The organism is Arthrobacter sp. 05T410 (genome assembly GCF_056396505.1).
Window position 1 is genome coordinate 1 of the sequence record NZ_JBFTLP010000015.1, and the last position, 22,098, is coordinate 22,098.

At 66.9% G+C, this 22,098-nt stretch carries 22 protein-coding genes; 14 read left to right on the forward strand and 8 right to left on the reverse strand.

Annotation, left to right across the window (positions count from 1 at the left end; translation table 11 throughout):
* Positions 1-120: 120 nt before the first annotated feature.
* Complete coding sequence (locus AC1DFR_RS16270) at positions 121-537, forward strand: VOC family protein (protein WP_476873888.1); 417 nt, start codon at positions 121-123, stop codon at positions 535-537.
* 58 nt (positions 538-595) lie between these two features.
* On the opposite strand, the gene AC1DFR_RS16275 is transcribed toward AC1DFR_RS16270, so the two are convergent.
* A complete protein-coding gene (locus AC1DFR_RS16275) occupies positions 596-1,342 on the reverse strand; it encodes an SOS response-associated peptidase (RefSeq protein WP_476849333.1) in 747 nt (248 codons plus the stop codon).
* Between the two features lie 260 nt (positions 1,343-1,602).
* On the opposite strand from AC1DFR_RS16275, the gene AC1DFR_RS16280 reads away from it, so the two are divergent.
* The 4 genes from AC1DFR_RS16280 (at position 1,603) to AC1DFR_RS16295 (ending at position 4,305) form a co-directional block, all read left to right on the forward strand.
* Positions 1,603-1,860: a mycoredoxin gene (locus AC1DFR_RS16280; RefSeq protein WP_290257701.1), complete on the forward strand. Its 258-nt coding sequence runs from the start codon at positions 1,603-1,605 to the stop codon at positions 1,858-1,860.
* A gap of 132 nt (positions 1,861-1,992) precedes the next feature.
* Positions 1,993-3,078 (forward strand): S-(hydroxymethyl)mycothiol dehydrogenase, encoded by a 1,086-nt coding sequence (locus tag AC1DFR_RS16285; RefSeq protein ID WP_476849334.1) that lies wholly within the window; start codon positions 1,993-1,995, stop codon positions 3,076-3,078.
* Positions 3,075-3,737, forward strand: coding sequence for an MBL fold metallo-hydrolase (locus tag AC1DFR_RS16290; protein WP_476873889.1), 663 nt, complete (start codon positions 3,075-3,077; stop codon positions 3,735-3,737). The genes AC1DFR_RS16285 and AC1DFR_RS16290 overlap by 4 nt, the downstream gene beginning before the upstream one ends.
* 67 nt (positions 3,738-3,804) lie before the next feature.
* Positions 3,805-4,305 (forward strand): DinB family protein, encoded by a 501-nt coding sequence (locus AC1DFR_RS16295; protein WP_476871615.1) that lies wholly within the window; start codon positions 3,805-3,807, stop codon positions 4,303-4,305.
* 484 nt (positions 4,306-4,789) lie between these two features.
* Here the strand turns inward: AC1DFR_RS16295 and AC1DFR_RS16300 are convergent, their stop codons facing one another.
* On the reverse strand, positions 4,790-5,122 hold the full coding sequence (locus AC1DFR_RS16300; protein WP_476873890.1) for a hypothetical protein: 333 nt from the start codon (positions 5,120-5,122) through the stop codon (positions 4,790-4,792).
* Positions 5,123-5,328: 206 nt separating this feature from the next.
* Between AC1DFR_RS16300 and AC1DFR_RS16305 the strand changes: the two genes are divergently transcribed.
* Positions 5,329-6,087 carry a VOC family protein gene (locus AC1DFR_RS16305; protein WP_476873891.1) on the forward strand — a complete coding sequence of 253 codons (759 nt, stop codon included), beginning with the start codon at positions 5,329-5,331 and terminating at the stop codon, positions 6,085-6,087.
* 56 nt (positions 6,088-6,143) lie between these two features.
* A complete protein-coding gene (locus AC1DFR_RS16310) occupies positions 6,144-7,556 on the forward strand; it encodes an AAA family ATPase (protein WP_476873892.1) in 1,413 nt (470 codons plus the stop codon).
* Between the two features lie 58 nt (positions 7,557-7,614).
* Here AC1DFR_RS16310 and AC1DFR_RS16315 read toward each other — a convergent pair whose 3' ends face one another.
* A complete protein-coding gene (locus tag AC1DFR_RS16315) occupies positions 7,615-8,403 on the reverse strand; it encodes a GNAT family N-acetyltransferase (protein WP_476873893.1) in 789 nt (262 codons plus the stop codon).
* Between the two features lie 292 nt (positions 8,404-8,695).
* Between AC1DFR_RS16315 and AC1DFR_RS16320 the strand changes: the two genes are divergently transcribed.
* A complete protein-coding gene (locus tag AC1DFR_RS16320; RefSeq protein WP_476873894.1) occupies positions 8,696-10,327 on the forward strand; it encodes an FAD-dependent oxidoreductase in 1,632 nt (543 codons plus the stop codon).
* Between the two features lie 54 nt (positions 10,328-10,381).
* Positions 10,382-11,671, forward strand: coding sequence for a cytochrome P450 (locus tag AC1DFR_RS16325; RefSeq protein ID WP_476873895.1), 1,290 nt, complete (start codon positions 10,382-10,384; stop codon positions 11,669-11,671).
* Here the strand turns inward: AC1DFR_RS16325 and AC1DFR_RS16330 are convergent.
* On the reverse strand, positions 11,661-12,149 hold the full coding sequence (locus AC1DFR_RS16330) for a hypothetical protein (RefSeq protein WP_476873896.1): 489 nt from the start codon (positions 12,147-12,149) through the stop codon (positions 11,661-11,663). The genes AC1DFR_RS16325 and AC1DFR_RS16330 overlap by 11 nt on opposite strands.
* A 32-nt stretch (positions 12,150-12,181) precedes the next feature.
* Complete coding sequence (locus AC1DFR_RS16335; RefSeq protein ID WP_476873897.1) at positions 12,182-14,740, reverse strand: AMP-binding protein; 2,559 nt, start codon at positions 14,738-14,740, stop codon at positions 12,182-12,184.
* Between the two features lie 219 nt (positions 14,741-14,959).
* Between AC1DFR_RS16335 and efeO the strand changes: the two genes are divergently transcribed.
* Together efeO and efeB are read left to right on the forward strand one after the other, a co-directional pair.
* The gene (gene efeO / locus AC1DFR_RS16340; RefSeq protein WP_476873898.1) at positions 14,960-15,880 is read left to right on the forward strand and encodes an iron uptake system protein EfeO; all 921 of its coding nucleotides are present in this window, start codon (positions 14,960-14,962) and stop codon (positions 15,878-15,880) included.
* Positions 15,877-17,289 (forward strand): iron uptake transporter deferrochelatase/peroxidase subunit, encoded by a 1,413-nt coding sequence (gene efeB, locus AC1DFR_RS16345; protein ID WP_476873899.1) that lies wholly within the window; start codon positions 15,877-15,879, stop codon positions 17,287-17,289. Before efeO ends, efeB begins: the two co-directional genes overlap by 4 nt.
* Positions 17,290-17,334: 45 nt before the next feature.
* On the opposite strand, the gene AC1DFR_RS16350 is transcribed toward efeB, so the two are convergent.
* Together AC1DFR_RS16350 and AC1DFR_RS16355 are read right to left on the reverse strand one after the other, a co-directional pair.
* Complete coding sequence (locus AC1DFR_RS16350) at positions 17,335-17,886, reverse strand: N-acetyltransferase family protein (protein ID WP_476850019.1); 552 nt, start codon at positions 17,884-17,886, stop codon at positions 17,335-17,337.
* A 23-nt stretch (positions 17,887-17,909) separates the two neighbouring features.
* Positions 17,910-18,896 (reverse strand): GNAT family N-acetyltransferase, encoded by a 987-nt coding sequence (locus AC1DFR_RS16355; RefSeq protein WP_476873900.1) that lies wholly within the window; start codon positions 18,894-18,896, stop codon positions 17,910-17,912.
* Between the two features lie 235 nt (positions 18,897-19,131).
* Between AC1DFR_RS16355 and AC1DFR_RS16360 the strand changes: the two genes are divergently transcribed.
* The 3 genes from AC1DFR_RS16360 to AC1DFR_RS16370 all read left to right on the forward strand — a co-directional run bounded on the left by AC1DFR_RS16360 (position 19,132) and on the right by AC1DFR_RS16370 (position 20,737).
* The gene (locus AC1DFR_RS16360; protein WP_476850021.1) at positions 19,132-19,389 is read left to right on the forward strand and encodes a hypothetical protein; all 258 of its coding nucleotides are present in this window, start codon (positions 19,132-19,134) and stop codon (positions 19,387-19,389) included.
* 155 nt (positions 19,390-19,544) lie between these two features.
* Entirely contained in the window at positions 19,545-20,078 is a 534-nt protein-coding gene (locus AC1DFR_RS16365; protein ID WP_476873901.1) for an N-acetyltransferase family protein, read from the forward strand.
* Between the two features lie 179 nt (positions 20,079-20,257).
* Positions 20,258-20,737 (forward strand): hypothetical protein, encoded by a 480-nt coding sequence (locus AC1DFR_RS16370; protein WP_476873902.1) that lies wholly within the window; start codon positions 20,258-20,260, stop codon positions 20,735-20,737.
* A 29-nt stretch (positions 20,738-20,766) separates the two neighbouring features.
* On the opposite strand, the gene AC1DFR_RS16375 is transcribed toward AC1DFR_RS16370, so the two are convergent.
* Complete coding sequence (locus tag AC1DFR_RS16375) at positions 20,767-22,092, reverse strand: carboxylesterase family protein (protein WP_476873903.1); 1,326 nt, start codon at positions 22,090-22,092, stop codon at positions 20,767-20,769.
* Positions 22,093-22,098 lie beyond the last annotated feature (6 nt).

Consider the following 22,098-nt stretch of genomic DNA (forward strand, 5'->3'; position numbering starts at 1 on the left):
CGCGCATATCAGTCTGACAGCGCCGTCGATCACGACGCGCCGGCCGCCCGGGCCAGACAGGGAACGGACACAAAGAGCGGTCCAAGACAAACCAGCCTTGGACCGCTCACCCTTGCCCTCTTGACAAAGAACTCCTACATATCAGGTGTCCGCAGTGTTGACGCCTCACGCCGCTTCTACGTCGATGGCCTCGGATGGCCGGTCCACCGGGAAGTCCCCGGGGAGGTGCTCTTCATCCAGGTCAACCACGGCCTCATCCTCTCGCTCTGGGACGCGGGTCAAATGCAGACCGAGGCGGCCACCGATGCCCCTGCCGGCATTGCGTGCATCACGCTCAGCCACAACCTGGCCGGCACGGCGGACGTCGACCGGGTGATGGCCGAAGCCGGGACCGCGGGGGCCCGCATCGTTGCGGCACCGAAGACACAGCCCTGGGGCGGCTACACCGGCTACTTCGCCGATCCCGACGGCTACCGCTGGGAGGTCGCGTTCAACCCCGACTGGTCGGTCGACGGCGGCGGCAAAGTAACGCTCTGACCTCAGGCAACCAGTACCGCCCCGTGCCCTGGCAGCCGCCAGACAGGCCGGCGTACCGCTAGAACAGGCTCCCCACCGGCTGGATGAGTTCCGGTGAGTCATTCCTGACGTTCCCGACGGCGGTGCCGACGGCGTCGATCGTCCAGCCTTCCGCGACGTCGTGCGCCCCGGCCCGGACCAGATCCACGAGCCCGGCCGCATCATCGGCCTGCGGGTCCAGCCACGTCTGCATGGTCTCGCGGTTCATGGGCAGCGGAACCCTGTCATGCAGCGCGGTCAGCTCGGCCAGCATTCCCCCGGCGTAGCCCTCCGGCGGCGAGTCGGTGGTCATTATCGAGGTCGAGAGCATCCAGCGCTCCGGGTCGCCCTCTGCCTTGGACGGGTCCCGCCACCATTCATAGAGTCCTGCGAAGACAATGGGGCGTCCGTCCTTGGGATGGACGTAGTAGGGCTGCTTGGTGCGGCCCTCGCCCTTCCACTCGTAGTAGCCATCCGCCGGGACGGCGCAGCGACGGGCGCGGGTCGCTTTCCGGAAGGCGGGCTTCTCCAGCACGGTCTCGCTGCGGGCATTGATCATCTTGGACCCGATGCCCGGGTCCTTGGCCCAGGACGGCACCAGGCCCCAGCGCGCAATGTGCAGTTGGCGGACCGGTTCTCCCTCCACAAGCCGTTCGAGCAGGATCGGCACATCAGCCGTCGGGGCCACGTTCCACGACGGCGGAATCGCGATCTCATCCTCCAGCCCGGCATCGAATTCGGCCAGCAGGTCTCCGACGGCCCGGGCCATCACGTAGCGTCCACACATGGCATCAGCATGCCACCGCACCCATCCCATGTCATCCGGGCTGCCGCCTGAGGCCGCCGAGGTCGCCGGAAACGTGCGAAGTCGCCGGAACTTTCCGGCGATTTCGCATCTTTACCGCGAAGTCGCGTCGGACGGCGTAGGGGGCAGCGCTCTCTGCGGGAATAGCGGGCTGCAGGGTACGGTTGTTGGCAGTGACGTACGACTTCAGTGGGCGCCCGGCCTGATACGCCGGCCCCATCCACTTACTTGAGGAGAACTTCGTGGACTTCACCCCCGAATCCGGCACCATCACTATGTTTTCGACCACGTGGTGCGGCTACTGCAACCGGCTGAAGAAGCAGCTGGACGCACAGGGCATCGGGTACACCGAGATCAACATCGAGGAAGTCGAAGGCACGGCCGAGCTCGTCGAGCAGCTCAACGGAGGCAACCGCACCGTCCCCACCGTGCTGTTCCCCGACGGCACCGCCGCCACCAACCCCTCCGCAGCTGAGGTCAAGAGCCGGCTCGCCGCCTAGGCCCTTCCTGCATCCCAGGACACCACCAAACCACGACGGCGCGGCCTCCCAAGGGCCGCGCCGCCGCCCGTTGTGCCAGTAACCAGTAAGTTGTGCCAGCAATCCGCGTTCCAGAACAGAGGAGCTTGTTTCATGGTCCATAAAGTCAAAGCCGCAGTTGTCCGTTCCAAGAATGCCGACGTCACCCTGGAGACGATCCTGGTGCCGGACCCGGGCCCCGGCGAGGCCCTCGTGGACATCCTCACCTGCGGTGTCTGCCACACCGATCTGCACTACAAGCAGGGCGCCATCAACGACGATTTCCCCTTCCTGCTCGGCCACGAGGCCACCGGCGTTGTCAGTGCCGTGGGACCGGACGTCACCGAGGTCGCCCCCGGGGACCGCGTGGTGCTGAACTGGCGGGCCGTCTGCGGCGAGTGCCGGGCCTGCCGCCGGGGCCAGCCGCAGTACTGCTTCAATACCCACAACGCCACCCAGAAAATGACGCTGGAGGACGGCACCGAGCTGACGGCCGCGCTGGGCATCGGTGCCTTCGCCGAAAAGACCCTCGTAGCGGCCGGCCAGTGCACCAAGGTGGACGACGACGCCGATCCCGCCGCCGTCGGCCTGCTCGGCTGCGGAGTCATGGCAGGCATCGGCGCGGCGATCAACACCGGAAACGTCCAGCGCGGCGATTCGGTCGCCGTGATCGGCTGCGGCGGAGTCGGCACGGCGGCCGTCGCCGGCGCGGCGCTCGCCGGCGCCACCACCGTGATCGCCGTCGACATCGACGCCAAAAAGCTCCAGCGCGCCAAGGACCTCGGCGCCACCCACACGGTGGACTCCTCCGCCGTCGACCCCGTCGAAGCGATCCGCGAACTGACCGGCGGTTTCGGCGCCGATGTGGTGATCGACGCCGTCGGCCGCCCGGAAACATACAAGCAGGCCTTCTACGCCCGGGACCTCGCCGGCACGGTGGTCCTGGTGGGTGTGCCGAGCCCCGAGATGACCCTGGAACTGCCGCTGCTGGATGTGTTCGGGCGCGGCGGCTCCCTGAAGTCCTCCTGGTACGGCGACTGCCTGCCTTCGCGCGACTTCCCCACACTCATCAGCCTCTACCGGCAGGGCAAGCTGGACCTGGACGCCTTCGTGACGGAGCGGATCACGATCGACCAGATCGAGGAGGCCTTCACGAAGATGCATGCCGGCGCTGTGCTGCGCTCGGTGGTGGAGCTGTGAACGCCGGCCCTGTGAGCATCCGGATCGACCGGCTGGTCACCTCCGGGACGTTTTCCCTCGACGGCGGCACCTGGGATGTTGAGAACAACGTCTGGATCCTCGGGGACGACGCCGAATGCGTCATCATCGACCCGGCCCACGATCCCGCTGCCGTGGCCGCGGCCGTCTCGGGCCGGAAGGTCACCGCAATCCTGCTCACGCACGGCCACGATGACCACATCAGCGCCGTGGGCGAGGTCCGGACTCTCGTGAACGCGCCGGTGTACCTGCACCGGGACGACTGGATGCTGTGGGAGCGGGTGTTCCCCGGCACCGAGCCGGACCACGCCATTGCCGACGGCGACACGTTCGACGTCGCAGGGGCAAGACTCGTGGCACGGCACACCCCCGGCCACTCGCCCGGGTCCGTGTGCTTCCTTCTCGAAAGCGAAGGCACCTTGCTTAGCGAAAAAACAGTGTTCAGCGGGGACACGCTGTTCCAGGGTGGCCCCGGGGCGACGGGCCGATCCTTCAGCGATTTCCCGACCATCATCGAGTCCATCCGGACCCGGCTCCTGCCGCTCCCGGCCGACACGACGGTCCGGACCGGCCACGGGGAACCCACAACGATCGGCGCCGAAGCGCCGCACCTTGAGGAATGGATCGCCCGCGGCCACTGACCGCGTCCGCGGAAAGGCCCGGTCCACTGCTTCCGGACCGGGCTTTTCCGCCATAGGATGTGGGGCCATGAGCTCTCACCCCAGCATGGATCCGGCAACACTGGCCGCGGACCTGCGTACCCAGTTCGATGCATTCCTCGACGAGCATCGTGCGGACCTGCACGCCTGCCTGGACGGGCTCACCGAAGAGGAGGCCCGGGCCTCGCTGGTGCCGTCGCGGACCACCCTTCTGGGGCTGGTCAAGCACGCCGCCTTCGTGGAGAAGGTCTGGTTTGACGAGGCCATCACGTGCCGGCCCCGGGCGGTGATCGGCATTCCGGCCACCCCCGACGAATCGTTCATCCTGGCGGACGACGACACCATCGCGGGCCTCCAGGCCGCCTACCTCCAGGCCTGCGGGGACTCACGGCGTCGGGCCGCTTCGCTCGGCCTTGACGACCTTGTCAGAGGCAACCGGCGCGGCCCGCTACCGCTGCGGTGGGTCTACCTGCACATGCTCAGGGAACTCGCCCAGCACTGCGGCCACGCGGATATTCTGCGCGAGCAGATCCTCGCTGCGCGCACCTGACGGCACCGGCCGCCCGGGTCAAGGTTCTAAACCAGAAGACCCGCATTGCACCATGGGTGCGGGTGAGCGCGGATGCGGCCACCCCCGATTGGTTTTCACAGGGCCGCATCCGCGCTGGTCTAGGGAAGGCCGGGTTCCGGCTCTGGTTCCGCGTGCCGGCGGCGTAATCGCGCCCCGGCCAGCTCAGACAGCACAGCGGGGGCGCGCAAGGAACCGGGCCGGCCGGATGTCGTGTCCGATCTCAAGGCGAACGCCGTGAACGGGGCGACGGCACTGCCGGCGACAACGACTTTGGTGGCCATGAGATAGGAACTCCCGCAACGAAGTTAGCAGCCTCTGCATGACCAAAATCAGAATATCAATTGCATTTGCCGCACAAAAGGAAAAGAGAGTAACAATTAACCTGCGGCTTTTTGGGCCGGCATCCCCGTAATCCGCGGCTCACCGTCTCTACAGTCCGGAAAGATGTGGGATGCGGATGAGGTCAACCGGCCGATGCGCTGGCCCATTTCGTGGACGGGGCGTATTCCGGGTAGTAACGCTGGATCTCTTGAACGGTCTTGCCTGCCCTCACCATTCGCTCAACGGACACCATGCTCCGGACTTCCTCGTCCGAGGACCGGGTGCTGTTCCACGGTCCCATCGTTCGGTAGCAGAAGTCATTCGGATCGTTCAGCCTGGCTTCGTTGTAGCACTCGGGATGATCCGAGGCATCAACTGCCGTGCCAGCAGGACCGGATTTCGATGCTCCGAATGCGGCGGACAGCCCCAGCGCGAGAAGTGGCGTGAGCGCCACGGCTGCAATTCCAGTTTTCATTCCTTTATTCATGGTTCCCCCAATTGGCCAGAAATATGTTGGCGAGCCTACCGCACAGGTGCCAGGTTTCCCGAGCGACGGTGTTTTCCCCTCGGTCATGGAGGATTCGGCAGTTTGCCTCGCCGGAATCGCAGTTGGGTCTTGATCCACTCGCGGTCTTGGGAAACAATGTTCGCGGCGTAACGGGCCCCGGAGAAAGGGTTTCAATGACAGCGCGGGATACCTCCTCAGTCGGCGCTCCGTGCTGGGTCGACACCTGGCAGCCCGACCCCCAGGCGGCCAAGGACTTCTACGGTCCGCTCTTCTGCTGGACTTTCGACGACCCCATTCCGATGCCGCCCGGGCTCGACGGCTTCTACTACGCCGCCCGCCTCCGCGGTCAGCTGGTTGCCGGAATCGGACAGGCGCCGCCGCAATCGCCGCCGGGGTGGATAACCCACGTGCGTGTCGTAAACGTCGGGGAAGCCTTGGCTCGTGCCGAGCGGGCGGGGGGCAAGCGCCTGGCGCCGTTTGGTGCCGGCCCGGATGACCGTATTGCTGTGCTCGCCGATGCCACCGGCGTCCCGTTCTGCCTGCGGCAGGCAGGAGGGAACGACGGCGCCCAGCTGGCCAATGAGCCGAATTCCTGGGCCATGAGCTCGCTGCACACCACAGATGTCGGGCGGGCCCAGGCGTTCTACGGTGCAATGTTCGACTGGGAACTCGAACCCGTCCCGGACGCCCCCTTCTCGCGGTGGCTCCGCTCCGGCCGGGTAGTGGCGGTGGTGGCAGCCACGGACGGCGTCGCGGTCCCGCCGCATTGGAGCGTCAATTTCGCCGTCCGCGACGCGGACGCCATTGCCCGGCAGGCCGTAACACTGGGTGGCAGCATCTTGATGGCGCCCATGGACACTCCGGGATTTCGCAGCGCCGTGATCAGGGACCCCCAGGGCGGCACCATCGCGGTCAGCGCAACCACCGGCTGACGCTTGCTGGAGAGCATGAGCGCCACACCGATTGGCGGCGCTGGTAGGGTCAGCCCATGGATGAAATTTTGGGGAAGTTCATCGACGATTTCGCGCGGCTCGTGGAGCTCGCGCAGTCCGGGCAGCGTCGGGGGCAACCGGGAACCCAGCTGCTGACTACGCTCACCGAGCATTTGGCGGTCCGGGCCGAATCAGTGTCGGTAGTGGTTGAGGAGATTCCGCCGCACCGATTCGTGGACGCAGACATCCTCATGGAAGAGCTCGCCGCCGAGGATCCTGAGTTCCGGCTGGTGGGCATCGGCGGCGGCGACCAACGCCACCATCACTCGCTGAGCGACATGCTGCAGCAGTCCCAGCTATATCCGCAGTTCCCCCTGTCCCAGCCGGACTACGCCAACTTAGCTGTCGGGCCGGACGAACAACGGCAGGCCGTGGCACTGGGGCTCTGGCTGTTCAGCCATGGAGGCAGTCCCGTCGCCGTGCTGCAGCGGGACGCCAACCCCCGGTACGGCCGGCAGTCAGCGTCCCTTGAGGTTTTGGCCGGCGCTACAGATAAGGCCGCACGCTTCCTCTCGGAGTTCCGCCGTCGGATGCAGCACCGCAGCGTGCTCAAGGGACAGGTCATTTCCCTGGTGATGGGTGAGTATGGTCCCAGCGCGGCCGGGGTGACGTTCCATGCACGGCCAGTCCTTGCCGCGTCGGATGTCATCCTGCCGGATGGCCTGCTGGAGAAAGTGTCGGACCACGCCTTAGGTATCGCCGAGCACCGCGAGTCTCTGATCAGGTACGGCCAGCACCTCAAACGCGGCGTCCTGCTCTACGGCAGGCCGGGGACGGGCAAGACCCATACGGTGCGGTATTTGTTGGGCCGGAGCGAAGGTGTCACAGCAATCCTTCTTTCGGGAGGATCGCTCGCCAGGATCTCAGAAGCCGCCACCATGGCCAGGGCGCTGCAGCCCTCCATCGTGGTCCTTGAGGACTGCGACCTCATCGCCGAGGACCGCAGCTTCGGGCACGGACCCCAGCCGCTGCTATTCGAGGTGCTGGACGCCATGGACGGTTTGGCCAGCGATGCCGACGTGGCGTTCGTCCTCACCACCAACCGCGTGGACATGCTGGAACGCGCCCTGGCGCAGCGTCCCGGCCGTGTGGACCTGGCCGTGGAAATTCCCATGCCTGCCCAGGCGGAGCGGGTTGCACTGATCAAACTGTATGCCCGCGGTATTCCCCTCAGTCCGAACTCGATTGAAGACGCCGCCGCCCGCACCGAAGGAACCACCGCTTCGTTCGCACGCGAACTCGTCCGCCGTGCGGTCGTTGCCGGCGCATTGGACGGCGTGCCGGTGGCGGACCATCATCTTCAGAAGGCTGTGGATGACCTGATGGCCGACAGCGCCGCGCTCACCCGAAGCCTTCTCGGCAGCGGCACCGGAGACGGCTCTGAGGGCATGGGCGGACCGTTCCCCTGACCGCCGGCGGCCTTCCATCCCGGGGGTTAGGACGTACCGCGCCAGTGCGCTTGGGCCCTCAGCGCCGCCAGCGGTACGGGGTGGTCGTTGAGACTCGCAGCAATCCATAGCGTTCCAGGATCGGTCGCGAATATTCAGTCGAGTCACTGTGGATGAGTCTCTTGCCGAGCGTCAGCGCGGCCCGGGCCCGGGCGGCGGTGAGGGCCCGGTAGATACCCTGACCACGCCATTCTGGTCGCGTCGCCCCGCCCCAGATGCCCGCGAATTCCGTATCCGGCACCGGCTCGAGGCGGCCAGCGCTCACGATCAGTCCTTCGTGTTCGGCTACCCACAGTTCCATGCCGTCGTCGCGCGCCATGCGTTTCAGGATTGCGTCGGCGTTGCCGTCGGAGACGTCAACGCCGAAAACCTCGTCCTGCATCGCGCTCATGGCGCGGATGTCCCGTTCTGCGCTCACCGGCCGCAGGCTGACGCCGGGCGGGAGCTGGACGTCCACCGTCAAGGCGTTTGCCGGTCCGATCATGATCGACTCGGTCTCATCAGGCTCAAATCCGTTGTCGAGCAGTACCCCGTGGAGTCCGGGCGCATGATCGTGACCACGGGTTTTCCACTCGACCCGCACGATTGCGGGATCGCTGCGGTAAAACGCGAGCGCTTCGGCTACCCACTGCGCGATCGTCAGGGCGTTGGCCCCATCGAGGTTCTGATAGGTCACGAAGCCCCTGCCGCCTGCGAAGGTCACCAGCCGCAGCGGACCCAGCCGTTCCACGCCGCTGGCACCGGGCGTCTCTGCAGCTGTCCGGAGTTGCTGGTCGTACGCCACAAGAAGTTCTTCAGAAAGAGTCATCGGCGTCCACCCTACAGCCACGCCGGACGCCGGATACAGGACATAGGACACCCGGCGCTCAAGTTCCCTCACCGAGGGGCAACCCGGCCGGAGCGATGGCTAAGTGTCACCTGCACTCCTGCCGCCGCCCCCAGCGCGGCCACGTGGCCAAGGTCCGCCCCCGCCGCAAGATCCCCCACGCTCCGCTCTGGAGGGCCTCCGCAGCCTCGTCGTACCCGGCCGCAGGCCTCTTCCGCGGCCAGCCCGCGAGGCTTAGACTCGATTGGCTTGAGCAAACAGGGAGAAGTTCGGCATGAGGCTCGTCGTCGATCTCACTAAGTGTCAGGGTTACGCACAATGCGCCTTCCTCGCCCCGGAGGTCTTCACGATCCAGGGGGACGAGGCACTTACCTACGACCCGGACCCTGACGAGGCGCAGCGCACGAGGATCCGGCGGGCAGCCGCGGCCTGCCCCGTCCAGGCCATCCGGCTCGACCAGCTTGAGGAGCCGCACAGGCCGCGGCCTCCCGAAGACGCCCCGGGAACGGCCGCTGCCGCCGGGGGCAACGGGGGCACGTTCCTTCGATCCGGCAGGATTGTCATCGTGGGCACGTCACTGACCGGGCTCCGTGCGGCGGAGCGGCTGCGCGAGGAAGGGTTCACGGGCTCGCTGACTCTCATTGGTGAGGAAGCGCACGAGCCGTATGACCGGCCGCCGCTGTCGAAACAGGTCCTGGCCGGGTCGGTGCCGTCCGATGACACGTCGCTGCCGCGCCGCCGGGCAATCGACGCCGACTGGCGTCTGGGCGTCGCGGCCACGGGTCTGGATCTCGCCGCCAGGCAGGTGCATCTCGCCGACGGTGGCCGGATCGGATTCGACAAGTTGTTGATCGCCACTGGGGTGCGGGCCCGGTCCTGGCCAAACGCGGCGGAGGCGGCGCTGGCAGGCGTGCTGACCTTGCGGACCCGCGAGGACGCGGCAACGCTTCGGCAGCTCCTGGCCGCGCGCCCTCGCCGGGTCCTGGTCATTGGCGCCGGGTTCATCGGCTGCGAAGTCGCTTCGGTGTGCCGCGAACTTGGCCTGCCGGTCACCGTGGCCGAGGCGGGCCCGGCACCGCTCGGCGCGGCGCTCGGCAGCGTGATCGGTGCAATTGCCGGAGAGCTTCAGATCGAGAACGGCGTGGATCTGCGCTGCGGCGTCAGGGTCGTTGCACTGGAAGGCGATGCCGGCGGACAGCTGCGCCGCGCCCGCCTCTCCGATGGCACAACACTTGACGTGGACATCGCGGTCGCCGCGCTGGGGACCGTTCGTAACGGTGATTGGCTCGCAGGCTCCGGATTGGCGAGCGGCGTGTGGGGTGTCGCGTGCGACGCCGGCTGCCGGGCTTTCGACGTCAACGGGCTGGTCACCGATGACGTCTTCGTCGCCGGCGACGTATCCCGCGCCCCGCAGCCGATGTTCGGCTACCAGTTCCTCGCCGTCGAACACTGGGGCAACGCGATCTCCCAGGCCGAGGTTGCAGCGCACAATATGGTCAGCGGCGAAACCGAACGGTGGCCGCACCTGGCTGTGCCCAAATTCTGGTCCGTCCAGTTCGGCACCGAAATCAAGAGCGTGGGTGTGCCCTCGGTCGCCGCTGAGGTCGCCATCGTGCAAGGATCGGTCGGATCTCGGCGGTTCCTGGCCGTTTACGGCTACAAGGGCCGGATCGTGGCTGCAGTGGCGTTCAACCAGAACAAATGGCTTGACTTCTATGAACCGCTGATTGACCAGGCGGCGCCCTTCCCGCCGTCGTTCCACCATATTGACGAGCCCGAGGATGCGCAGCCCGTACCGGCCGGGTTCCAGCCCGCCGCCAGCCCCACCCAGGATGCGACCGTCGTCGTGACCGGTCACTATCCCAATGAGCGGCGCGCCAGATTGACTGACCGCCGCCTCCCGTAAAGCGCCGCACCGGAGACCGGCAGCCACCGGCCCACGACCCAAGGAGCCTTCGCCATGGCCGAGCCCAGCACCTGGGAGCAGATCCTCGACTACACCAACCGGGCTAACCCCTACCCGTTCTACGACGAACTCCGCAAAACCCCCGTGAGACGACTTCCGGACGGCAGCTATCTCGTGAGCACCTACGCGGAGATCGCCGCCCTGTTGCACGATCCACGGGTCAGCTCCGACATAACCCGCAACCCGGCTGCCGTCGCGGCGGGCGCCGCCGTCGGTGAGGACGGGGACGGGGACGGCGCCGGCATGACGCCGACTTTCCTCAGCATGGATCCCCCTGATCACGACAAGTTCCGGCGGATCACCATGCGGCATTTCGGGCCGCCCACGACGCCTGGCAGGGTGGCCGGGATGGAGGCGCGGATGGCGGAAATTGTCACCGATCTGGTCGACAATATGGCGGACCGCAGCCGGATCGACGTCGTCGATGATCTGGCGTATCCCCTGCCCGTCACGGTGATCTGCGAACTTCTCGGTGTGCCCCCGGGAGATGAACAGCGCTTCCGGGTCTGGGTGGACCTGGCCCTGCAATCGACCGATCCCGGACTCGATCCCGAAACCCAGCAAAAGAAGAGGATTGAGGCCGGCACGGAACTGCGCGCGTTCATGCAAGAGCTGGTCGACGCCCACCGGCAGGCCCCGGGGACTGACCTGCTTTCAGCGATGGCCACCGATGATGGCCCGGAGGGCCGCATGCCGGACGAACAACTGGTGAGCACCGGGCTTCTCCTGCTCATCGCCGGACATGAAACCACCGTGAACCTCATCTCCAACGGCGTACTGACGTTGCTCCGCCACCCGGCCGAGCTCCAGAGGCTGCGCGCTGACCCCGGCCTGGCCATCCCGATGGTCGAGGAGCTGCTCCGCTACGAGCCGCCCGTGCATTTCGTCCCGTTCCGTACCGCCCTCGACGACATCGACATCGCCGGCACCACCATCCCGGCCGGCGCCTCCCTCACCCTGGTCCTTGCTGCGGGCAACCGCGACCCCGCCCACGTCACTGACCCCGGGCTCTTCATCCCTGACCGGGCCAACAACCAGCACCTCGGTTTTGGGGGCGGGGTTCATCTGTGCTTCGGGGCGCCCCTGGCCCGGCTGGAAGCGCAGATCGCGCTCACTGAATTCGCCACCAGGCTGGAGAACCCGCGGCTGGTCTCGGACCCACCGCCGTACCGGCCGAGCCCGTTCCTGCGCGGCCCCTCCCACCTCCCGGTAGACATCGACGGCGTCCTCGCCCCGGGTAAGCCCCTGCCGACCGTCGCCCGGAAAATGCACTTCAGCGGGTGACGGTTAGAGGTTTCATGGGCAACACACAGGACACCCGTTCCAGTCGTAGGTCGCCAGCGCCCGCCACGCGGTTGTTCCTGCCGGTGTCATCGCACCAGTCAATGTTGTAGGGCACCGCGGTTACGGCGGCATCCCCCACAGCTGTCCGGGCGGGAACGACAAACGTATAGGTGAACCCCCCGGCGTCGTTCATGGCGGTGGTGGTGTTGACAACCTCCACGCCTGTGGCGTCGGTGACGCTCACCTGGATACGGGCGTTCTTGCCGTAGCGGGGATTGCAGTCAGCGTCCGGCGCTGCCACCGTCACGCTCTGCCCCGGTTTGGCTTCCGACGGGGTCAGCGAATAGGCGGCCGGGAAACACGGCGGTTCCCCACCGGTGGAGGACGAGCACCCCGAGACCGAGGCAGCCAGCACCAATGCGCCAACCGTGGCACGGATCGCGGAGCGCCGCCCGCTGTCTTTCAGACAGAGAACCATGCCGTCAGTGTCGCTGGTACAGCAGTCGGCGCCTACTGTTGTGCTGAATTCGTACCCGGATCGTTGCCTGCGCCTGCCCGCCGGCGGTTGACCGCCCCCATCAAGCGCAGGCAGAGCGCCCAGTAGGCTACCCCCGCGGCCAGCGAGCCTGCCACGGCCAAGGCGGGGCTGATCCCGGCCAGCGGCGGATAGACCACCCAGTGGACAAGGTATGCGTAGAGGGAGGCGCTGGCGAGTACCACCATGAGGCGGCGGAGGACCTGCGGCACCGGAATGCTGGGCAGCCAGATGAGCAGCAGGATCCCGGCGAGCAGCGTGGCCTCCCGACCCGGATTCTCGAAGAATCCCGGAACGGTCACTGCTGCAATGACCGAGACCAGGCAACGCTGGGCGACGGTCCGGGACCGTGCGATAGCCCAACCCAGCGCGAAGAGCCAGAGCGCAGGCGCCGTGTGCGGCACTCCCGGGTTGACCAGCTCATACCGGGTCAGGAGCCCCACGCCGGTCAGCGCCAGCGGAAAGAGCAGGGGGAAGCGCCGCTCGGCGCGGTCCGCCCACGGAACGGCAAGCAGAGCCACGGACCCCACAAGCAGGTAAACAAGAACTTCGATGAACCAGAAATGCCACTGGGTGCTCACCCCCTCCGGCCCGAGGACGGCATTGAGCAGCACGATATTGGCGGGTGAGTAGTTGTCGGTGATCAGGTACGCCACCGCGATGAACGCCATGCTCGGCACGATGATTCGTGCCGAGCTGGACAGCTGCCTCCGCAGCCGCGGGATCCGCTTCCCGGAGAGCTGGAAGCGTGCGAAGTTGTAGCCTGCCACCGCCATGAGCACGTGGGCCGCACCCTGCCAGCTAAACAGCCCAACGTGCGTGCTGACGATCAGGACGATCCCGACGGCCCGCAGCACGATGCTCGTTTCCACCGGCGCAAAGAATCTCCTCCGCTTACGGCCCGGTGCAGTGCGCGGCCGGGGCTCCAGATCCCGGACCGGCGTCACGTGCCAGTCCCGCGGGAGATGGCCCAGCGCCTGTTCCAGCCGCACCGACGCGGCCACATAGGACAATGAGTCCCCGCCCAGAGACACGAACGTGTCGCTGTCCGCGATGTCGGCGCACTCCAGCACGTCCTGGAAAATCTTCCGGACGCTGTCCGGAGCATTGTTGTCCGGCGCGCCGGTTTCCGCTGCAGGGGCGGGTGCCGGCCCGGGTTTCGGCCCGGACAGGGCCAGGACGCCCCTGTAGTCGAGCTTGCCCGTTGCCAGGCGCGGGAGATGGTCGACGGCGTGGACCTCTAGGGCGGCTCGCGGCAGCCCCATGCCCTGGGCGAGGACCTTGCCCAGCAGGTGCGCGTCGTGGTCGCCTTCAACAGCGACGACGACGCCGTCGTCCGTCCCGGCGCTGGCAGCCCGCACACCGAGATCCGCCAGGAGCCGCTCCACCTGTCCCAGATCCACGCGCAGCCCCACGATCTTGACGAACCGGCTGCGCCGGCCCACCACTTCGTAGACGCCCGCCGGGTGCAGCCTGGCGAGGTCGCCGGTGCGGAGCTCCGCAACGGTCCGGCCCGCGGCGAGATCCGCCGGGCATTCGGCGTAGCCAAGCATGACGTTGGCGCCGCTGTAGACCAGTTCGCCGTGTTCCAGCCCCGGCACGGGGTCGATCCGGAACGAGCCGCCGGGCACCGGGACGCCCACCGCGCCCGGCACCTCGGCCGCCAGTTCAGGAGGCAGGTATGCCATCCGGGCCGTCGCCTCGGTCTGGCCGTACATCACGAAAAATTCCCAGCCGCTGCTGCGGCCAAGTTCGGCGTAGTTCCGCACCGAGTCCGGCCCCAGTCGGCCCCCGGCCTGGGTGACGTAGCGCAGGCCGGGCAGATCCATGTCCGCGAACCCGACCCGTTCCAGCAGTTCAAAGGTGTACGGAACGGCCGCGAATGACGTCGCCCCGCGGCCTCGGAAGAGGTCCCAGAAGCACGGATCGACCACGGAAAGATCGGTCAGGACCAGTCCGGCGCCGCGGAGCAGGTGGCTGTTGATCACGGACAGCCCGTAGCAGTAGGACATGGGCAGCGTCGTGGCCGCGCGGTCGTCGGGCCCGATGTTCAGGTACTCGGAAATCGACTCGGCGTTGGACTGCAGGTTCGCATGCGAGAGCCGCACGAGCTTGGGCGAGCCGGTGGATCCGGAGGTGCTGAGCAGGAGCGCGAGGTCCGGGTGAAGCTCGTGGCGGGTGCCGGTCCGGCGTTCGTCCAGCAGGAGCTGCCCGTTGCCGGGTTGGACAACGACGTCGGGGTCGTAGGCCGCGACGAGGGATTCCAGGGCGGCCGGCTTGTCCTCCGGCAGGAGGATCAGCGGGTGGCCGCCGGCCAGGGCCGCCAGATAGACCACCAGAGAGTCGAGGTCGTTGGCTGCGGCGAGCGCCACGAGGCGCCGTGTGGTGCCAAGCCGGAGGGCGAAGGCATCGACCCGCTCCGCCAGCTCCCGGTACGTCATTGCCAGGGTGTCGGTAAGGATGGCTGGGCTGTCCCCGTAGCTCGCAAGATCGGCGGCAAAGGGCACCCGCATGAAGTCAAGCTGCGTGGTCACCCGGACGATGTTATTAGATTAGGCTTACCTAATTCAAATTAGGGTACGAAAGGTTTGCGTAATCGCCGCGAATCGGCATCCTCCTTACTTAGGTGTACCTAAGTCGGGATTGCATCGGCAATGTTGCCGGGGAAGCCCACTCGGTCCCGTACCCCTGCCTCCACTCCCCCGCACCGCACCGCACCGCACTGCTCCACCCCACCGATCCAAGGAAACACCATGCCCAGCATCCCCCTGCCCAAAAATGCCCCCCGGTTCCGGAAGACGCTTGCCCTGTTGGCCGCGGCAACCGCAGTTCCGTTGGCCCTGGCCGGCTGTATGGGCAACCCAAAGGACCCGGGCGCCGCCGGACCCATCCAGGTCACGAGCAGTACCGGCGTCGACGCCCATCTTCAGGGCCTGTTGGACACCGGCACCCGGCAATACTCCGCTTTCGTCGTGGATCAGACCGATCAGCTGGTTACCGGCACGAGGTCATTCGCGGCGGCTTACGCCGCCGGGGATGCGACGAAGGCCCGCGGACTCTATGCCGCCACGCGCATGCACTGGGAGCGTATCGAGCCGGTCGCCGAGTCGTTCGGGGACCTGGACCCCAAGCTCGATGCCCGTGAAGCCGACCTCGCACCCGGCCAGGAATGGACCGGCTGGCACCGGGCCGAGAAGGACTTGTTCCCGCCGGCCGGCTACACTCCCCTCGCACCGGCGGAGCGTGCCGCCATCGCCACGCAGCTTGTTGCCGACACCGAGGACCTGGCCCAGCGGACCCGCACCGTGGAACTCTCCGCGGACAAGATCGGCAACGGCGCCAAGGAACTCCTGGACGAGGTGGCCACCGGCAAAGTTACCGGGGAGGAAGAAATCTGGTCCCACACCGATCTCTGGGACTTCCAGGCCAACGTTGACGGAGCCCGGACCGCTTTCGAGAGCCTGTTGCCTGCGCTGCAGCAGAAGGACCCGGCCCTGGCCGAAGCGCTCGAGGCCAAGTTCGCCGCCTTGCAGGCCGGGCTCAAGCAGCATTCCACCGGCGCAGGCTTCGTCTACTACAACGACCTCAGCCAGGCCCAGGTGCAGCAACTCGCCTCCCTGGTTGATGCCCTGGGCGAGCCCCTGGCCAAGCTCACTTCGGCAATAGCCCTGTGACCGGCTGCCCCTTCGGCGGCAGCCCCCGCCAGACCCCCGACGGCGGCGCCCCCGAATCAGCTAGCGCACCGGAACCAGCCAAGTCACCGGGAGCCGCCGCCATGCCCGCGCCGCCCGCAGCCCCCGGTTCGGGAAAGGGCCGGCTGTCCCGCCGCGGGCTCCTGTCCCTGGCAGGAGCCGGCGGCGCGGGCGCCGTCGCCGGCCTGGCGGTTGGCTTCCTCAGCCACGATTTCGTCGAGGCCGCGGCCGCCCCAGCGGCAGAGCCCGGCGACATCATCGCCTTCCACGGTGACCGGCAGGCCGGCATCGTCACGCCGGCCCAGGACCGCCTTCACATTGCAGCTTTCGACCTCGTCACGGAGGACCGTGCAGAGCTCATCCGGCTTCTGAAAGACTGGACGGCCGCCGCCGTGGCGATGACCGAGGGACGCAGCACGGGCAGCAGCGGGGCCGTCGATGGCCCCTACGACGCCCCGCCCGAGGACACGGGTGAGGCCCTGGACCTCGGCGCCGGCAGACTCACCCTCACCTTCGGGTTCGGCCCCGGCCTGTTCGAGAAGGACGGCAAGGCCCGCTTCGGACTCGAGGGGCGCCGCCCGGACGCACTGATCGACCTGCCGCACTTCCCAGGCGACGACCTCCAGCCGGGACGCACCGGCGGCGACATCGTGGTGCAGGCCTGCGCCGACGACCCCCAGGTGGCCGTCCACGCGATCCGCAACCTTGCCCGCATCGGCTTCGGGCAGTCGCGCGTCCGCTGGTCCCAACTCGGCTTCGGGCGGACGTCCTCCACGTCGAGGTCACAGGCCACCCCGCGAAACCTCTTCGGCTTCAAGGACGGCACCAACAACCTCAAAGCCGAGGACACCGCCCTGCTTGGGGAGCACGTGTGGGCAGGCCAGGGAACGCGCCCGGAAGAGGGCTGGATGGCCGGCGGCACGTACCTCGTGGCGCGCCGGATCCGGATGCACATCGAAATCTGGGACCGCACGTCGCTGCGGGAACAGGAAGCGCTGATCGGGCGCACCAAGGGCGCCGGGGCCCCGCTCTCCGGCGGCGAGGAATTCACCGCCCCCGACTTCGAGCTCCAGGGGCGCGGCGGGGAACCACTGATCCCGCTGGACGCCCACGTCAGGCTCGCGCACTCGAGCCAGAACGACGGCGTCAAGATGCTCCGGCGCGGCTACAACTACACCGACGGCTCGGACGGCCTGGGGCACCTCGACGCCGGACTGTTCTTCATCGCGTTCGTCACGGACCCCAGGACCCACTATGTGCCCATGCAGCTGGCCATGGCGAAGGAGGACACACTGGCCCTGGAATACCTCAAGCACACCGGCTCGGGCCTGTTCGCGGTTCCGCCGGGCATCCGGGCGGGAGGCTTCATCGGCGAAGGTCTCTTCGCATGATGGCGGCAGTCACCGCTGCGGGCAGCCGCCCGGGAGCCGAAGAGCTCACTGCGTGGCAGACGGGACCGTTCCGGGCGGGAGGACCCGGCTGTGGCGCTTCTCGGCCACAGCCGGATCGAATCTCGTATCTTCCAGGGTCCCTCCGTCGTCGAGCCAACGGCGGTTGGTGTAGAAGCTGATAGCCCGATCGTTGCCTTTCTCAACCCAGAGAAATGCCCGGTCATAGCCGAGTTCGATCAGCTGTTGTTCCGCGGCCGCGAACAGGACGGAACCTACGCCCTGCGCCCAGCAGTCCGGATGCACGTTGATCGCGTGGAGCTGACCGGTTCCCGGGTCCGGGTCGCCGGCAGCAGGGCCGAGGATGGCGAACCCGGCAACCGCATCGGCGCTTTGGACGACGAGGTGAATGGTCCCTTGCCTGGGTTCAAGGATGTTTCGGCGCCAGGCGGATGCCGCGCGGTCGACGTCGAGACCGTCCAGGTACTCATCGGTCATGACGCCGCGGTAAGTGGCCCGCCAGGCCGCGATGTGGATCTCGGCCAGCCGTGCGGCGTCGTGCACGGTTGCTGCCCTGACACTGATGTCCGGAGTGGTCATGGTCCAGAATCTATCAACTGCGGTCACCGGTGCCGGGCGGCGCGCGCGAGGCGGCGGGCAAGGTAGCTGATGACGAGGACGCTGGCTGCGGCGAGGAGCCACGCAGACATCACAGCACGAATCGACTCCTGCGGCGAGACCCGATTCCTTGGAATTTCGAGGAGTTCCAGTGCCCGGCCCGAAACACCCGGAATTAGTTGGAGAATCGGAAAGAAGTGTGGGTCGGTGATGTGTCCGTCAAACAGGACTGGGGTACCCCCGGCGCTCACCAGAACTTCTGCCATGCAGGCGGCGACGTCGAGACGCGCCAAGCGGTTGGTCTGGTCCAGGGATTCGCATATTGCCTCCACTTCCGGATCCCGGGCAGTACCGAAGACAAAGCACGCCGCAGCTATCCGGTCATTCCTGACGACGAATACGCTTCGGGACCGGTCCAGTTCTCTCTGGATCATGGGGCGGAATTCAGCGAGGAGTGTCGCGCGCGACCCAGTAGGTGACCATGGCGCGTGCACGATTTCATACATTTCCGTCCATGCTTCATTCAGTTGATCCAGAGCTATTCGATCTCCTGTGAGGATGCCGCCACAGCGGTTTTCGTTTGCCCATCGGAGCACTTCAATACTCGCGGTATCGATCTGCTCGGGCGGACACACTTGATAGCGCACAGCTCCCAGCGATCTGTAAAACTCGTGCGCAACCGCGCCCGGATGGGCTTTGACCGACAGTGGCATCCAACGACGCCCTTGAATGGATTTCACCAGTGCCGAACCGATACTCTGCCGCCGGAATTGCTCACGCACGAAAACGTTGACCGTGTCCCGAGTTGGATGGACGCGGTTGGTGGCTGAGACAGCGATCCCCACTGGCTCTGCACCGAACTTTGCCACCAGCGATGATCCCCCGGGACGCCATTCATCGGCTCTGGCCCATGGCGCGTCGGCTGCGAAGTGATCGGTATCAGCGGCTGTCGCCGGATTGATCGCCAGATTTTTTGCTTGTCCGGTCAGCATCCTGGCAGTTTATTCGTTTCAAAGCTGCGGCTTCCGGACGGCATCTTCGAACAAGGAAACAGGTGCTATCCCACCCAGCGACCGGTTGGAAACAGGAACAGAGGCTTTCGGCCGATTCCTTTGGCGCGGTAGCCTGCACTCACACCCTGTATGCCTCTCCCCCGATCGCGATGAGGTCAAATCCCTCCTCGGGCCAGAAGAGTCCAGCAGAACCGTTTTCTTGGAAGGCCACGCCATGTCAGATTCTGAACTTTCCATTCTCCGTGAGCGGGCTGCCCGCGGTGACAACGACGCCATCGGCGAGCTCATCGAGCTGGCCGCGGAGCGGGAAGATTTCGAGGAGCTGCGGCAACTTGCCGACGGCGGCAGCCGCGACGCTGAGGATCAGCTGGTTGAACTCGCCACTGAGAAGGAAGATCTGGACGAGCTTCGGCGTCTGGCATCCGCCGGCAATACGGACGCGGCCGAAGTTCTGGCCGAGCTCACTGAGTAAGCACTCCCGTCTTTCGGCCGGGTCACCGCAGCTGAAATTGACTATGTCAATAGTCGCTGCAGCATCTATGCTGCGCTGAGCCGCAAACGCGGCATCAACTATTCCGTCCACAGGATTGATCGAATGTCGGCGATGATTCAAGGGAAAGTGCCCACGTGACGCCGAAAGAGCTGGTGGTGCGCGCAGCGAGGCCGGAAGACGCGGCCGAGGTGCGCCGGTTGTCCATCGCCTTCACTCCAGCCGCACAGGAGGTTCCGCCCGAGGTTTTCCATAGCCGTTTCGCCCGGTTCCTTGCCGACGCCTCATGGTGCCTCCCTGTGGCTCCGGCACGCACCAGGCTGCTCGGCTACGGCCTCGCTCAGGATTTCGGGCCGGGCCTGCGGGCTGACTTCACGACAGGCCGGGTCCATGACGTCTTTGTAGACCCCGACACGCGTCTGGCCGGCACCGGCCGGGCCCTCATGAACTTCATCTTCGACTGGTCACGGGCCAGGCCACAGCCAATGATCCTGGACTGGCAGGCAAGTCCCTCCGCCATCGGCTTTTACGAGGCACTCGGCTTCACCCCCGATCGTGTGGGCGACTTTCCCGAGTATCCGGGCTTCACCCTTGACCACCGATCCGGACACGGCGTGCGCTACATTGCTCTCAACCCGGCGACGGCCCGGGCGATGGAGGGGGACCGTTGAAAGCGTCAAAAGAGAACGTGCACCTGCCGCGGACGGACTGCCCAGCGTCCACTCAGCGGTCCGCGCGGCGAGCCCGGACGCACCGCTCGGCGTCGGACCGGCCCGTTGCCGCAACCGTATGGGCCGGTGCTGCCGGCACACTGTACTGGCTGGCGGCCAGCGGAGAACCCAGTGCCGCGATGGACGCCGCACCCTGGCTGGTTCTGGTGTCCTGGTTCGTCTATGCAGTCCAGTGGCGCCCGTGCCTCCGCGTTGAGAGCGGCGGGTTTTTGTTGATCAACGGACTGCGCGACCACCGGATACCGTTCGATACGGTTGAGGACATCGAGGTCCGCTATGCCGTCACCGTCAGGGCCGCGGGCAAGAAGTACGTCAGCTGGGGCGCTCCGACCCCGCCGGGCTCGTTCGACTCCGGCTTTCAGCATGTCAGCGATCTGAAGAGCCGGCCACACAGCATGCTCCCCGGCAATGAGCGCATCCGGCAGCCGGAGGTAGTCACCGGCCGTGACAGGATCGCCCAGGCGTGGCACGACGCCCGCGCCGCTGGACTCCACTCCTCCGGTGGAACAGTGACCACGACGTGGAACCGTCCGGTTCTCGCCACCGGCGTCGCGGCGCTCCTCTGGGTGATCGCTGCGGTCCTGATCCTGCGGGGGTGACAGCGCACGCCGGGCAATGCCTCGGGAGTTCAGACCGAGCGGTACCGGAGCGAGCCGGGAATCTCTCCCCGGGACCCGAGGCCTTCCCCGTAGGCGAACTGTGCCCACAGCGCCCGCATCGCCCGGCCATGGGCATTGATCTCGTCCCACGTCGCCCCCGCCAGGAGTCCGGCACCTTCCCACGTGCGCTGGTGGCCGAAGAGCAGGGGCAGGTCGACTGTGTGCGCGGCGCCATAGAGATTTCCAGGTGCGCGCCAGGACAGCACGTAGCTGTGGGCCCGGCCGCCCGCACGTACATGCCGCCTGGCAAACTGTCTGGCCGCTTTGCCGTACACCAATTCCGTGACCACCCAGGTGACTGCCCTGAGCACCGCGCTGCCGACCACGGGAATCCTCGCCACCCGGCCCAGGCGCGGGCTGCGCGGCAGAAACAGCCGGGCTTCCTCCGCCGTGTAGCCGATCAGGATGTCGATCGCCGGGGCAGCGGCATTCCAGGCCCGGTCAAGCCCGGATTCCTCGGGCAGGGGTGAGTGCCCGTACTGGATCCCGAACGGCATGGCAGCCATCAGACCGAACTTCCTCGCCGCCCGCGCCACGTCCTCTTCAATAGCGACGACGTCCATCGCCGGAGTCGCGGCGGTAACCGCCTCCGCGGCCACCCCCATGGCGGCGGTCATCCTTTCCCGCCCCCGGGTAATGCCCAGCGGCGCACTTTGAATGATGGCGCGCTGGAAGAGCGACGCCGCGTCCGGGGTCGCCATGAGGTGCGCGACGGCGTCGCCCCCTGCGGATTGCCCGAACGCGGTGACGCGGCCCGGATCGCCGCCGAAGGACGCGATGTTGCGCTGCACCCACCGGAACGCCTCGATCTGGTCGAGCAGGCCCAGGTTGGCGGGACGGCCGGTGCTGGTGGACAAATATCCGAAGAGGCCCAGCCGGTAGGTCACCGAAACGACGATCACCCGGGTTTCGGCAACCAGCGCTGCGGGGTCGAAGATCGCCAGATCCCCGGAACCGGACGTGTAGGACCCGCCGTGCAGCCACACCATTACCGGCAGCCGTTCACCGTCGTGGAGATCGGCAGGCAGGGTGATGGTCAGGCGCTGGCAATCCTCGCTGCCCGGAAGTTCGCCGTAGCGGGTGCCGAGCACGTCATCCAGGAAGGGCACCGGCGCCTGCGGGCACGCCGGAGACAGGGATGTCGCCTCGAGCGTCTCGGCCCAGTCGGGTGCCGGCGCGGGCGGCTGAAAGCGTTCCGCGGTGGCGTAGGGAATGCCGGCGGCACGCACGACGGCGCCGTCGCGCCATCCGGTGATCGGGCCACACGGCGGATCGAAGGAAAGGTTCACGTTCATTCCGGT